Source organism: Hydrogenophaga sp. Root209 (assembly GCF_001428625.1).
GTDB lineage: Bacteria > Pseudomonadota > Gammaproteobacteria > Burkholderiales > Burkholderiaceae_C > Hydrogenophaga.
Map to the genome: position 1 here is coordinate 136,370 of NZ_LMIE01000004.1, position 14,151 is coordinate 150,520.

At 64.9% G+C, this 14,151-nt stretch carries 12 protein-coding genes; 5 read left to right on the plus strand and 7 right to left on the minus strand.

Annotated features, from left to right (window positions below; all coding sequences use genetic code 11):
* Positions 1 to 185: 185 nt before the first annotated feature.
* From ASE11_RS05045 to sucC, 5 genes are all read right to left on the minus strand, one after another.
* Positions 186 to 815 (minus strand): FHA domain-containing protein, encoded by a 630-nt coding sequence (locus tag ASE11_RS05045; protein WP_056267247.1) that lies wholly within the window; start codon positions 813 to 815, stop codon positions 186 to 188.
* A gap of 45 nt (positions 816 to 860) precedes the next feature.
* Complete coding sequence (locus ASE11_RS05050; RefSeq protein ID WP_056267250.1) at positions 861 to 1,646, minus strand: Stp1/IreP family PP2C-type Ser/Thr phosphatase; 786 nt, start codon at positions 1,644 to 1,646, stop codon at positions 861 to 863.
* A gap of 37 nt (positions 1,647 to 1,683) precedes the next feature.
* The gene (locus ASE11_RS05055; protein ID WP_235501196.1) at positions 1,684 to 4,374 is read right to left on the minus strand and encodes a CHASE2 domain-containing serine/threonine-protein kinase; all 2,691 of its coding nucleotides are present in this window, start codon (positions 4,372 to 4,374) and stop codon (positions 1,684 to 1,686) included.
* Between the two features lie 229 nt (positions 4,375 to 4,603).
* Complete coding sequence (gene sucD, locus ASE11_RS05060) at positions 4,604 to 5,497, minus strand: succinate--CoA ligase subunit alpha (RefSeq protein ID WP_056267252.1); 894 nt, start codon at positions 5,495 to 5,497, stop codon at positions 4,604 to 4,606.
* Between the two features lie 29 nt (positions 5,498 to 5,526).
* Positions 5,527 to 6,693, minus strand: a complete 1,167-nt coding sequence (gene sucC / locus ASE11_RS05065; RefSeq protein ID WP_056267256.1) for an ADP-forming succinate--CoA ligase subunit beta — start codon at positions 6,691 to 6,693, stop codon at positions 5,527 to 5,529.
* A 191-nt stretch (positions 6,694 to 6,884) separates the two neighbouring features.
* On the opposite strand from sucC, the gene argC reads away from it, so the two are divergent.
* Positions 6,885 to 7,796, plus strand: coding sequence for an N-acetyl-gamma-glutamyl-phosphate reductase (gene argC, locus ASE11_RS05070; RefSeq protein WP_056267259.1), 912 nt, complete (start codon positions 6,885 to 6,887; stop codon positions 7,794 to 7,796).
* Positions 7,797 to 7,902: 106 nt separating this feature from the next.
* Complete coding sequence (locus tag ASE11_RS05075; RefSeq protein ID WP_156406243.1) at positions 7,903 to 9,462, plus strand: MFS transporter; 1,560 nt, start codon at positions 7,903 to 7,905, stop codon at positions 9,460 to 9,462.
* 2 nt (positions 9,463 to 9,464) lie between these two features.
* Here ASE11_RS05075 and recX read toward each other — a convergent pair whose 3' ends face one another.
* Together recX and recA are read right to left on the minus strand one after the other, a co-directional pair.
* Complete coding sequence (gene recX, locus ASE11_RS05080) at positions 9,465 to 9,929, minus strand: recombination regulator RecX (RefSeq protein WP_056267262.1); 465 nt, start codon at positions 9,927 to 9,929, stop codon at positions 9,465 to 9,467.
* A 127-nt stretch (positions 9,930 to 10,056) separates the two neighbouring features.
* Entirely contained in the window at positions 10,057 to 11,190 is a 1,134-nt protein-coding gene (recA, locus tag ASE11_RS05085) for a recombinase RecA (RefSeq protein WP_056267263.1), read from the minus strand.
* 136 nt (positions 11,191 to 11,326) lie between these two features.
* On the opposite strand from recA, the gene ASE11_RS05090 reads away from it, so the two are divergent.
* The 3 genes from ASE11_RS05090 (at position 11,327) to ASE11_RS05100 (ending at position 14,149) form a co-directional block, all read left to right on the plus strand.
* Complete coding sequence (locus ASE11_RS05090; RefSeq protein WP_056267267.1) at positions 11,327 to 11,854, plus strand: MarR family winged helix-turn-helix transcriptional regulator; 528 nt, start codon at positions 11,327 to 11,329, stop codon at positions 11,852 to 11,854.
* 125 nt (positions 11,855 to 11,979) lie between these two features.
* Complete coding sequence (locus ASE11_RS05095; protein ID WP_056267271.1) at positions 11,980 to 12,654, plus strand: response regulator transcription factor; 675 nt, start codon at positions 11,980 to 11,982, stop codon at positions 12,652 to 12,654.
* Positions 12,655 to 12,766: 112 nt separating this feature from the next.
* A complete protein-coding gene (locus tag ASE11_RS05100) occupies positions 12,767 to 14,149 on the plus strand; it encodes a sensor histidine kinase (protein WP_056267397.1) in 1,383 nt (460 codons plus the stop codon).
* Positions 14,150 to 14,151 lie beyond the last annotated feature (2 nt).

Consider the following 14,151-nt stretch of genomic DNA (forward strand, 5'->3'; position numbering starts at 1 on the left):
CCGCGTACACGCGGTAAAGGACTTTTTTGGCATTTTGGTGGCGCACGAGGTGACAGGGTTCAGCGCTGTGGGCCATCCCATCAAGGCGCTGCCTGCCAGCGACAACGCAAGCCCTGGAGGGAATGAAGCTCAGAGCGTGCTCAGGCGCCGTGGGCGTTCGTGACGAAGGCGAGGCGTGCGGGGAATTACTGCTGCACGAACTGCATCTTGGTGCCGGCCAGTTCCAGCAGGTCACCGTGGCGCAGGTTCACTGCGTCGGTGCCGATGGGGTTGCCGTTGATCGTGGGCTTTTGCACGCCTTCGACCATCGCGACTACAAAGCCGTGCGGGCGGCGGGTGATGGCGGCCACGGCCACACCCGGTTTGCCAATGGTGGTGACGACTTTCACCAGAGGCACCTCGCGACCAGCTGCCGTGCCCGACATGACCTTGATGGCTGCATTGGCCACGACCATGGCCACCGTGGGCTCGGGGGCAACAACGGAGCCGGCGTTGATCACCATCGTCTTCTCGTGGCTCTCGCTGGCGCCTTCGTGCACGAACTTGATCTTGTACTTGCCGATCTCGACCGTGTCACCGCTTTGCAGCTGCTGCTTCTTGATCGCCTTGCCGTTGACGTAGGTGCCGTTGGTGCTGTTGAGGTCTTCGAGGAAAACGTCCATGCCGGACATCTGCATGACGGCGTGCTCACCGCTGACGGCCAGGTTGTCGATCACGATGTCGTTGTAGGGACGGCGGCCCAGCGTGGTGCGGTCTTTGGTGAGCTGCACTTCCTTGATGACGACACCGTCGATGGAAACGATCATTTTCGGCATGGCCGACTCCTCTGGAACCTGTAGATTTGTTGGTCGAAGTCTGAATTACTTGCCCAGCATGCGCGAGAGTATTCCCTTGCGCACGGGCCTGGAACGAGCATACGCCAGTATCACCGATATGTTGTCCCGCCCCCCGCAGTCGTTGGCGGCGTCTACCAGGGCCTGGGCTTTTTCTTCCAGCGTGCCGGCGGTGATCAGTATGGCGGCGATGCGCTCGTCGCTCATCATGTCGCTCAGTCCGTCTGAACAAAAAAGGTAGAGATCTTCATCCTCTACCCGGTATTCGTTGACTTCGAGCAACACCGTGTCTTCCACGCCCAGCGCGCGCGTCACCAGGTTCTTGTGGGTGGCGTATTGAGCCTGCTCCAGTGAGATCAGGCCGGCATCGATCTGCTCTTGAAGCAGGGAGTGGTCGCGCGTGATTTGCGCGAAGCTGCCTTCGCGAAGGCGGTAGCAACGCGAGTCCCCCACGTGACCGATCATGGCTCGCGTGCCCAGAAACACGCCCATCACCAGCGTGGTCCCCATCCCGGCGTATTGCGGATTGGAGTTGGCGGCGTTGAAGATGGAACGGTTGGCGTTGTCGATGCAGATTTCCATGGCGCGGCGCAACTCGCGCACGCTGGCATCAACGCCGCCCTCGGCCATCCAGCGTCCCAACTCGGTCTTGATGAAAGTGGTGGCCATGGCGCTGGCCACTTCGCCTGCGTTGTAGCCACCCATGCCGTCGGCCAACACCACAATCTGGTTCTCGATATCGAGCGATACCGAGTCTTCGTTGTTGTCACGAACCAGACCCGGATCGGTCAGACAAAAATACTCAAAATTCATAGAGGTCAAGTTATACCCGCAGAACGATGTTGACTTTTCAGGAACCACGTGCCGAGTCGTGCTGCGGCGTGACAAGCGTGGCAGCCAGGGCGTTTTCAGCATCGCGTGGCAAGGCATGTGTCGCTTCAAACATGTCTTCGCCAGTTTCGGCCTGACTCGCCTGAGGCAGGGCGGCATCGACCCCGGGGTGGGCGCAACGCCGCAACTGGGCGGCCAGTTCAGCACCCGTCTGGTAACGATCCCCCGGCGACTTGGCCAGGGTGCGTTCCAGCACGCCGGCCAGGGCCTGGGAGAGTTCTGGCCGCAGGCTGCGCACACTTGGCGCGGGCTGGTTGGCGATCTGGTACATCAGCGCGGCCATGGATTCACCCTTGAGCGGCAGCGCGCCCGTGAGCAGCTGAAACAGCATCACACCCAGCGAATACAGGTCAGAGCGGCCGTCCACGTGCAGGCCGGCGAGCTGTTCGGGCGACATGAAACTGGGCGTGCCCAGCACCATGCCGGTCTTGGTCTTGCTCGACCCGGTGATGCGCGCGATGCCAAAGTCGGTCACCTTGACCGACCGGGTTGCTGCGTCGTACATGACGTTGGCAGGCTTGATGTCGCGGTGCACCACCTGTTGACGGTGCGCATGATCCAGCGCAGCGGCCACCTGTTCGCCGATGACGAGCACGGTGGACACCGGCAGCAGGTTGCCAGCGCGGGTGAACGCCACAAGATCACGACCGGGCAGGAATTCCATGGCGATGAAGGCCAGATCGTGCTCTTCACCGGCATCAAAGATGGTGACGATGTTGGGGTGTTGCAGCCGGCCCGCCGTCTCGGCCTCCCGGAAGAAGCGTTCACGCACATCGACCAGTTCGGCGCCTTCGAATTCGGCACTGAGCGCCAGTGTCTTGATCGCCACCGTGCGGCCGATCTTGGGATCTCGGCCCTGGTAGACCACGCCCATGGCGCCCTTGCCCAGCTCCTTCTCAACCTGATAGCGCCCCAGCATGGGTTTTTCCACGCCGCCGTTGTCCAGCAGCAGGGTGCCACCCGGGTGCGAAGAGCCGCCCCCGAGCACCACCGTCTCCGACAGGCTCTTCGCTCGCTTCAAGCGCCGCTGCACGTCGGCATCGTTGCGGTCCAGCCTGGCCATGTGCTCGTACACCGCCTCGGCCTTGTTGAACTGGCGCTTGCGCTCGAAGTCCAGCGCCAGGTGCTTGAGGTTGTCCATCAGTGCGTCGCTGAAAGGCACGCGGCGCATGCGGTCAAAGGCCATGTCCAGTTGCCCCTGCCCTTGCAGCGCCAGCCCCATCATGCGGTTGGTCTCGGCCGACTCCTCATCGGACTTGGCCTTGCCCGCCTCGGTGACCAGAAAACGGCGCGTGGTCAGCGCCAGATGACCGATGAGCAGGAGCGCCGCCGGGAACACCAGTTGCAGCCAGGTGGCCGCGACCGACAACAAACCAAATTCGATGCCCAGCAGCGCCACAAACAGCACCGCCGTGCAGGCCGCGCCCGCAGCCGCCGACACGCGTGGCAGGACGCCCACGACGTAGCCCACGACCAGCAACAGCGCGCCGAGCACCGCCAGACCACCCCAGACCGGCTGCACGATGTGGTGACCACTGAGGATGCTGGAGGTGATGTGGGCCAGGATGGCGGCCGGCGACATGGCGGCCGCCACCGGCGTGGTGAACAAGGTGCCCACGCCAGCGGCCGTGGCGCCAATGATCACGATCTTGTCGGTGTATTTGCTGGCCGGGATGCGGCCAGAGAGCACGTCGTAGAACGAGTCCACGGCAAACGCGGGTTTGCCATCGCGATCGGGATAGAACTGGGGCAGCAGGCGGGCAGCGCCGTCGGTCGGAATCAGGCTGCGGCCCAGTTGCACACCTTCGCCGGGCACCATCAGCATGTCCTTGGCCGTGAGGTTCAGGCTGTTGGCGGCGATGGCGAGGCCCATGGAGGGCACGGCAAAACCATCGAACTGGACCAGCAAACCCTCCTGGCGCACCGAGCCGTCGACATCGGGCAACTGATTGAGATGGCCAACGGCTCGAGCGGCTTCGCCAATGGCCGGCAACGGCTGTTGCGAACGCAGGGCGGACACGCCAAAGGCAGCGCTGTCGGCAATGGCGCTGCGCTGCGCAAACGCAGGCAGGGGTTGATCAGCGCGGCCTTGCAACTCACCGAGCTCAAACACCGACGGCATGATGACGTTGCCAGCGCGCGCCATGCTGGCCACCAGGCGGGCGTCGGAGTCGAGCTGTTGCTCGGCTTGGCCGATGAAGCCCTGCAAGCGTCGGCGCCCGTCCTCGCCGAGGTCGGTCAGTGGCGCGCTGCCAGCGGCAGATCCATCGAGCATCCCGCGCAGTTCGCGCAATTGCACCAGTCCGCGGTCGGTCTGAGGTTCGAAGAAGAAGGCGGTGTGAGCGACGGTCTTGGCCCGGGCGGCACTGAGCTGGTCAATCAACTGGGCATGCACTTCGCGCGGCCATGGCCAGCGGCCGATGTTGGCGATGCTCTGGTCGTCGATCGCGATGATGGCGATGCGATCGCTGGGCTGCCGGGCCGTCTGGGTGCTGGCCACGTCGAAAAAGCGGCGCTCCAGCCCACTGAAAAAATCGGTGACGGCGTGCAAGGCAAAGACAGACGCGACGACCGCCAAGCCCATGGCGGCGTCCGAGCGCCACAGAGGGCGTATGCGCTTGGGCCGACTCTGGCGTTGGCTGGTGGACACGGATGGGGAAGACCGGGTTGGTTTCAATGCGGGCTGTGTGACTCGCCATACAGCGAGTCTTCACATGGCTCATCGGGCATCTGCGACTGGCATTGAACCCAAGGTGTTGCATTTTGTTTCAAGGCGCGCGTTAGGAGCAAGCAGATCTGTGTGTTTGATGTCGCACACAAGCCGCGGACGAAAAAAAAGGCAACGCAAGCGTTGCCCTTTTCACGATGCGCGCCTCTGTTTACAGGAGCGCCTTCAGCAGCTTGGCCATTTCGGACGGGTTGCGCGTGATCGTGAAGCCGCAGGCTTCCATGATCTCCAGCTTGGCATCGGCCGTGTCGGCGCCACCCGAGATCAGGGCACCGGCATGGCCCATGCGCTTGCCAGCGGGCGCGGTCACGCCGGCGATGAAACCCACGATGGGCTTCTTCATGTTGTCCTTGCACCAGAGAGCCGCTTCGGCTTCGTCCGGGCCGCCGATCTCACCGATCATGATGACGGCGTCGGTGTCGGGATCGTCGTTGAAGGCCTTCATCACGTCGATGTGCTTCAGTCCGTTGATGGGGTCGCCACCGATGCCCACGGCGCTGGACTGGCCCAGGCCGATTTCGGTCAGCTGTGCCACGGCTTCGTAGGTCAGCGTGCCCGAGCGCGAGACCACGCCGATGCGGCCTTTGCGGTGGATGTGGCCGGGCATGATGCCGATCTTGATCTCGTCGGGGGTGATCAGGCCGGGGCAGTTCGGGCCCAGCAGCAGGGTGCGCTTGCCACCAGCGGCTTCCTTGGCCTTCATGCGGTTGCGCACTTCGAGCATGTCCTTGACCGGAATGCCTTCGGTGATGCAGATCGCCAAGTCGAGGTCGGCTTCAACGGCTTCCCAGATGGCAGCGGCAGCGCCTGCGGGCGGCACGTAGATCACCGACACGGTGGCGCCGGTCGTTGACGCGGCTTCCTTCACGGAGGCGTAGATCGGGATGTTGAAGATCGACTCGCCGGCCTTCTTCGGGTTCACGCCGGCCACGAAGCAGTTCTTGCCGTTCGCGTATTCCTGGCACTTTTCGGTGTGGAACTGACCGGTCTTGCCCGTGATGCCCTGGGTGATGACCTTGGTGTCTTTGTTGATGTAGATCGACATGGTGGATTCCTTTTGGCGCGTGCGGGGTGTTAAGCGGCTTTGACAGCAGCCACCACTTTTTGAGCGGCATCGGCCATGGTGTCGGCGCTGATGATCGGCAGACCGGACTCGGCCAGCATCTTCTTGCCCAGCTCTTCGTTGGTGCCCTTCATGCGCACAACCAGCGGCACGTTGAGGTTGGTCGCCTTGCAGGCGGTGATCACGCCGGTGGCGATGGTGTCGCACTTCATGATGCCGCCGAAGATGTTGACCAGGATCGCCTTGACCTTGTCGTTCTTGAGCATGATCTTGAAGGCTTCCGTGACCTTCTCGGGGGTGGCACCGCCGCCCACGTCCAGGAAGTTGGCCGGCTCGGCGCCGAACAGCTTGATGGTGTCCATGGTGGCCATGGCCAGGCCGGCACCGTTGACCAGGCAGCCGATGTTGCCGTCCAGGCTGATGTAGGCCAGGTCGAACTTGCTGGCTTCGATCTCGGCCGGATCTTCTTCGTCCAGATCGCGGTAGGCCACGATTTCGGGGTGGCGGAACAAGGCGTTGGCGTCGAAGTTGAACTTGGCGTCCAAAGCCAACAGGTTGCCCTTGGAGTCGCAGTTCAGCGGGTTGATTTCCACCAGGGATGCGTCGGTGTCCATGTAGCACTTGTAGATCTTGGAGAAGATCTCCACGGCCTGGTCGACGGAAGCGCCGGTCAGGCCGATGGCGGCCGCGACCTTGCGGGACTGTGCTTCGGTGATGCCGGTCAGCGGGTCGATCATCTCGGTGATGATCTTCTCGGGCGTGGCGTGTGCCACTTCCTCGATGTCCATGCCGCCTTCGCTCGATGCGATCAGCGCCACCTTCTGGCTCGCGCGGTCGGTGACGAGCGACACATACAGTTCATTCTTGATGTCGGCGCCATCTTCAATATAGAGGCGACGCACCTTCTGGCCTTCGGGGCCGGTCTGGTGGGTCTTGAGCTGCATGCCCAGGATTTCGCCCGCGATGCGCTTGACGTCTTCAATGGTCTTGGCCACCTTCACGCCACCGCCTTTGCCACGGCCACCGGCGTGGATCTGGGCCTTGACCACCCACACGGGGCCGCCCAGCTTCTGGGCGGCTTCCACCGCCTCCTGCACCGTGAAAGCCGGAATGCCGCGGGGCACCGGCACACCAAACTGGCGCAAGATTTCCTTGCCTTGGTATTCGTGGATCTTCATGAGGGCTCTCTCAGGAATGGGTAGAGGAATCGTCGACCGACCGCAGCGGGCGGGCCGAAAGGCGGGCACTGAAAATCAGCAACCGAGGACTGTATCATGGTGCATCGCACCAAAATCGCGCACTGCGGACACGCGGCGCACAACGATTGTTGGACGCCCTCCTGAATCCTCACTGACAAGGCAGATCGGCCATGGCCAAGGTTTTCATCGACGGAGAAGCAGGCACCACCGGACTTCAGATTCGCGAACGGCTGCAGCGCATGCCCACCATCGAGGTGGTGAGCATCGCGCCCGAGCGCCGCAAGGACCCGGAAGCCAAACGTGAGCTGATGGCGCAGGTGGATCTGGTCATTTTGTGCCTGCACGACGACGCAGCGCGTGAGTCGGTGGCCATGGTCGATGCGATGGTCGGCCACCAGCCCAAGATCATCGACGCCTCCACCGCGCACCGCACGGCTGCGGGCTGGGTGTACGGCTTTCCCGAGCTCGCTGCCGATCAGCGCACGGCCGTGGTCAGCGCGAACCGTGTGGCCAATCCTGGCTGCTATGCCAGCGGCGCCATTGCCATGCTGCGCCCCTTGATCGACGCCGGCGTGCTGCCCGCCGATCACCCGGTCTGTCTGCCGGCGGTGAGCGGTTATTCGGGTGGCGGGCGAACCATGATCGAGGCCTACGAGAAGGGCGAAGCGCCGGCCTACGAGCTGTACGCGCTGGGCCAGCAGCACAAGCACATCCCGGAAATCATGGCCTACACCGGCCTCACGCGCCGCCCCATCTTCATCCCGGCGGTGGGCAACTTTGCCCAGGGCATGCTGGTGGAACTGCCGCTGCACCTGGACACCCTGCCTGGCCAACCCACGCTGGCCGACCTGCACGCGATCTACGCGAAACACTACGCCGGCAGCGAGTGGGTGAGCGCCGAAGCCGCCAACGAGTCCGGCAAGCTCGACGCGCTCGCGCTCAACGACACGAACAAGCTCGAGATTCGCGTCTTTGGCAACGAGCAGGCGCACCACGCCGTGGTGGTGGCGCGGCTGGACAACCTGGGCAAAGGTGCCAGCGGCGCCGCGGTGCAAAACCTGAAGCTGATGCTCGGTTTGTAAGGCGTCCGCGCAGACTGTCGAAAGGCAGGGGCCGCGTTCGTCGTGTGCATGGATGGCCTCGACGTTCTGACGGAGCCACCGCTCGACGAACGCCGAGGAGACTCACATGGCCGCTGCGCAACGCTTGATCGACATCGCCCCGCCCAAGGCCACACGCCGCGAATGGGTCGCTTTGGCCGTGATCGCTTTGCCGTGTCTGGTCTACGCCATGGACCTCACGGTGCTCAACCTGGCCCTGCCCGCCATCAGTGCCGACCTGCAGCCCACGGCCGCGCAGTTGCTCTGGATCATCGATATCTATGGCTTCATGGTCGCGGGTTTCCTGATCACCATGGGCACGCTGGGCGACAAGCTGGGCCGCAGGCGCATGCTGCTCATCGGTGCTGCCGCGTTCGCAGCGGCCTCGGTGGCCGCCGCCTTGTCCACCACCGCCCACGCCCTGATTGCCACCCGCGCGCTGCTCGGCATCGCCGGTGCCACGCTGGCGCCTTCTACGCTTTCGCTGATCTCCAACATGTTCCGCGACGAACGCGAGCGACGCGTGGCCATCGGCATCTGGATCTCCAGCTATTCGGTGGGTGGCGCGATCGGTCCGTTGGTGGGTGGCGTGATCCTTCAGTACTTTGCCTGGCCGGCGATCTTCTGGGCTGCGGTGCCGGTGATGGTGCTGCTGCTCATGGTGGGGCCGTTCCTGCTGCCTGAGTACCGGGACGCCCACGCCGGTCGGCTGGATCTGGGCAGCGTCGCACTGTCACTTACCGCAGTGCTGGGCGGTGTGTTTGCTCTCAAACAGGCGGCGGAGGGCCACCTGGGGCCCTTGACCGGGGTGGCTCTGGCCTTGAGCCTCGTTGCGGGTGTGACATTTGTGCGCCGCCAACGCCGCATCGCGTACCCGTTGCTGGACCTCCAACTGTTTGGTCAACCCCGGTTTGCCGCGGCCATCTGCACGTACGCGCTCACCTCGTTTGCCATGTTCGGGGTTTACATCTTCGTCTCGCAGCATTTGCAGCTCGTGCTGGGTCTGTCGCCACTGATGGCGGGCCTGTGCACCGTGCCGTGGGCACTGTCCTTCGTGGTGGGCTCCATGCTCACGCCAGCGATCGCGCAGCGGCTGCGCGCACCGCAAACCATCGTGGCCGGTCTCGTGGTGGCGGCCGTCGGCTTTGCCGCCATGGCGCTGGTGGACAGCGAGCATGGACTGGCCTGGCTGATCGGAGGCATGGTGCTCATGGGCCTGGGCATGGCGCCAGTGTTCACCCTGGGCAACGACATCGTCATCAGCTCGGCGCCACCCGAGCGCGCGGGCGCCGCTTCGGCGCTGTCGGAAACCAGCTCGGAGTTGTCAGGCGCCTTGGGCATTGCCGTGTTCGGCAGCCTGGCCACCAGCCTCTATCGCAGCGGCTTGCAGGCTCGGATGCCTTCCGGGATGTCGACCGACGCGGTGGCGGGCGCCTCCACGCTGGGGGGCGCACTCACCGTGGCCGAGGCGTTGCCTGCGCCAGTGGCCGAAGCCCTTCGCAGTGCCGCTCGCATGGCCTTTGTCGATGGCATGCAGGCGGCTGCATGGTTGGGCACGGCCATCATGGTCGCGAGTGCGCTGCTGGCCTGGCGCATGCTGCGCGGCCCGATCGCGCCCGCCGTCGCCTCGCCCTCCAGACCTGGATGAGGTCAGCTTTCGTCGTCGTCTGGCGTTGATCCACCGCGCACCACGCGCCGCACAGCCTCAGCACTGAAGCCGCGCGTGAGCAGGAAGCGCATCTGCTTGCCGTACTCGGCCGCGTCGCGCGGGGGAGCGCCGAATTTCTTGCGCCAGACCTCGTGGGCCCGCGCCTGTTCGGTGCCTTGAAGATCGGCCACCGCTTGCGCAACGGCCTCTGGGTTCAGACCCTTGGCCTGCAGCTCCTGGCGCACGCGCGAGGCACCCAGTTTCACCGAACGCTGGTGCACCACGGATTCGAGCACGCGCTGCTCGTTGATGAAGCCCTTGGCTTCCAACTCGTCCAGCGCCCGGGTCAACTCACCCGGTTCGGTTTCATGAGCACTGAGCTTGCGCTGCAGCTCGGCCCGCGAATGTTCGCGGCCCGAGAGCAGGCGCAACGCCCGGCCTTTGAGGGAAATCTGGTTGAAGCCCATGTCAGGACCTCCGCCGGGCCGTCCCAACGAGGGCCAGCGCCCCCTCGGGGGGCAGCGACGACACGAAGTGCGGAGCGTGGGGGCGCATCGCGTCACACGCTCACGGTTGACACCGTGAGTGCACCGCTCACTCGGCCAACGGCGAAGTGTCGGCTTCGCGCGCCTTCTCGGCGGCTTCGGCCTTGGCCGCCTTGGCAGCTTTGCCGCCCTTGGCCGGCGCAGGCGCCTCTTCCACCGGCAGCAGCGGCACGCCCAGCTCGGTGCGCACCTTGTTCTCGATCTCGACGCGCAACTCGGGGTTCTCACGCAGGAATTCGCGCGAGTTGTCGCGGCCCTGGCCGATCTTCTCGCCGTTGTAGGCGTACCAGGCGCCCGACTTCTCGACGACCCGATGCACCACGCCCAGGTCGAGGATCTCGCCCTCGCGGCTGATGCCTTCGCCGAACAGGATGTCGAACTCGGCCGTCTTGAAAGGCGGCGCGACCTTGTTCTTGACCACCTTGACCTTGGTTTCGTTGCCGATCGCGTCGTCGCCTTTTTTGATGGTGCCGGTGCGGCGGATGTCCAGGCGGACCGAGGCGTAGAACTTGAGCGCGTTGCCGCCGGTGGTGGTCTCGGGGCTGCCGAACATGACGCCGATCTTCATGCGGATCTGGTTGATGAAGATGACCATGCAGTTGGTCTTCTTGATGTGCGCGGTGAGTTTGCGCAGCGCCTGGCTCATCAGGCGGGCCTGCAGGCCGGGCAGCGAATCGCCCATTTCACCTTCGAGTTCGGCCTTGGGCGTGAGCGCGGCCACCGAGTCCACAACAATCAGATCCACCGCGCCGGAACGCACCAGGCTGTCGACGATTTCGAGCGCCTGCTCGCCGGTGTCTGGCTGGCTGATCAGCAGGTCCTGCAGGTTCACACCGAGCTTCTGCGCGTACTGGATGTCCAGCGCGTGTTCGGCATCGACAAATGCGCACTGGCCGCCGAGCTTCTGCATCTCGGCGATCACCTGCAGCGTGAGCGTGGTCTTGCCCGAGGATTCCGGGCCGTAGATCTCCACCACACGGCCGCGCGGCAGGCCGCCGACGCCCAGCGCGATGTCCAGGCCGAGCGACCCGGTGGACACCACCTGGATGTCCTCGATCACCTCGCCTTCACCCAGCCGCATGATGGTGCCCTTGCCGAATTGCTTTTCGATCTGGGCCAGCGCGACCTGCAGTGCCTTGGCTTTTTCGCTGTTGAGGGGGTTGGGCTTGACGGGTGCGTCCATGGGGGCTCCTGGGCTGGGTTGGAAGGGTTGGCAAAACCTGTGTGGTTGTGTACAGGCTGGATGCTTGAACAGCAGTTTACAGCCGGGTTGAAATCAAACGAGGCATTATTTGGTCAGTTTGCCTTACCATTAACGGATGCCGCAAAACACCCCGCAAACGCCCGCAGAACCCGACGACCGCTGGCGAGGCGGCCATCTCGGTCGGCTGATGGGCCTGGCGCTGCGCCGCTTCGACGAGCGCGTGCTCAGCCTGATGGCGCACGACGCCAATGTGCCGCTGGCGCTCTCCCACCTCGCCGCGCGCGCGCAGGTGGGCGCGGCGCACATCCACATCACACGCCACCTGGGCCTGCACGGCTCGCGCCTGACCGAGCTGGCGCACCAGGCCGGCATGAGCAAACAGGCCATGGGCGACCTGGTCACGCAGTGCGAGGCCTGGGGATTGGTGCGTCGCGAACCCGACCCGCGCGACGCCCGGGCCCGTCGCATCGTCTTCACCGACACCGGCCTGCTCTGGCTGGACGCCTTCCGCGCCGCGGTGGCGCAAGCCGAGACCGAGTTCCGATCGCAGGTGGGCGATGCGGTCGCCACCGTGGTGGCGCTGGGCCTGGAGGCCTATGGGTCGGAAGCACCCGGTGCGCGCGCGGCCGTGCCGCCACGGTGAAAGCCCGCCACCCGACAGGCTACGGCGTGGGGTATGAGACCTAAAATGGACCTGGCTTGAATCCCGCGCGCACCCGCGCCGCGGCTCCATAACAATGCTGCCCGATCAGCACAGGAGACTTTCCCATGCGCATCCTGATTGCAGAAGACGACCAGGTCCTGGCCGACGGCCTGTTGCGCAGCCTGCGAGCGGCTGGCGCCGCGGTGGACCACGTGTCCAGCGGCAGCGAAGCCGACGCGGCCCTGATGACCAACAACGAGTTCGACCTCTTGATCCTCGACCTGGGCCTGCCGAAGCTGCACGGCCTGGAGGTGCTCAAGCGGCTGCGTTCGCGCGGCTCCACCCTGCCGGTGCTGGTGCTCACCGCGGCCGACAGCATCGAGGAGCGCGTGAAGGGACTGGACTACGGGGCCGACGACTACATGGCCAAACCGTTCTCTCTGCAGGAACTCGAAGCGCGGGTGCGCGCGCTCACCCGCCGCGGCATGGGCGGCAGCACCAACACCATCCGCCACGGCCCGCTCGAATACGACCAGGCCGGGCGCGTGGCCACCATCGACGGCAAGATGGTCGAACTCTCGGCGCGTGAACTCGGCTTGCTCGAAGTGCTGCTGCAACGAGCCGGGCGCCTGGTCAGCAAGGACCAGCTGGTCGAGCGGCTGTGCGAATGGGGCGAAGAGGTGAGCAACAACGCCATCGAGGTCTACATCCACCGCTTGCGCAAGAAGATCGAAAAGGGTCCGATCCGCATCGCCACGGTGCGCGGCCTGGGCTACTGCCTTGAAAAAATCGCCAGCTGACGGCCGGACTTTCAGCGAGCCGCTGCCACCGGCGGACAGCCGGCTGGCGCCGAAGGGGTTCGGCCTGTTCCAGCGCGAGCAGCGCAGCCTGTTCGGGGAAATTCTCGACTGGATGCTCACGCCACTGCTATTGCTGTGGCCGCTGTCGCTGGCGCTCACCTGGTTCGTCGCACAGGGCATCGCCAGCAAACCGTTTGACCGCGCGCTCGAGTTCAATCTGCAGGCACTCACCCAGTTCGTGGTGCGCGAGAACGATCAGATCACCTTCAAACTCAACGCGCAGGCACGCGACCTGCTGCGCGCCGACGACAGCGACCTCGTGTACTACCAGGTGCTCGATCCGCGCGGAACGCTCATCAGCGGAGAGCTGGACTTCCCGCCCCCACGCGACAACGAAGCACCCGAGCCCGGGCGCGTGCTGCTGCGCGACGACGTGGTGCGTGGCGACGAAGTGCGTGTGGCCTACACCTGGCTGGCGCGCCACGATCCCCAGCGCCTGGTGTTGATGCAGGTGGCCGAGACCAAAGGCAAACGATCGACGCTGGCCACCGAGATCATCAAGGGCGTGATGGTGCCGCAGTTCGTGATCCTGCCGCTGGCGGTTCTGCTGGTGTGGCTGGCGCTGGTGCGCGGCATCCGTCCGCTCAACGAACTGGAGCAGCGCATCCGCGCACGCAAGCCCGACGACCTGAGTCCGATCGAGGAGTCGTTCATCCCGCAGGAGGTTGCGCCATTGGTGTCGTCGATCAACGACCTGCTGACCCGGCTCAAGACCTCACTCACCACCCAGAAGCGCTTTCTGGCCGACGCCGCCCACCAGCTCAAGACGCCGCTGGCGGGCCTGCGCATGCAAGCCGAGCTGGCACAGCGCGAGACCGATCCGGTGGAGATTCGCGGCTCGCTGCAGCAGATCGCGCGCTCCAGCGCGCGCGCCACGCACACGGTGAACCAGCTGCTCGCTCTGGCCCGCGCCGAGACCACCGGCCGCACGCTGCCCAGCGCGCGCATTGACCTCGCCCGGCTGGTGCCCGACGTGGTGCAGGACTCGGTGCCCCGCGCGCTGGAAGCCGGCATCGACCTCGGCTTTGAAGGCCCGGACGACACACCCGACGACTGCTTGATGGACGGCAACCCGACGCTGCTGCAGGAAATGGTGCGCAACCTGGTGGACAACGCGATCCATTACACCGGGCAGGGCGGCGTGGTCACGGTGCGCGTGCTGCTGGACCGCTTCAGCGGGGTGCAGATCCTGCAGGTGGAAGACGACGGCCCCGGCATTCCGGAGAACGAGCGCGAGTTCGTGATGCAGCCGTTTTACCGGGCGCTGGGCACCAACGTCGACGGCTCGGGCCTGGGCCTGGCGATCGTGCTGGAAATCGCACAGCAGCACGGCGCCACGGTGTCGATGGAAGACGCCCACCCGGAACGCAGCCGGCGTGGCCTGCGGGTGTCGGTGCGATTCACACCCACCAAGCCGCAGGTCGTGCAGGAATAGTG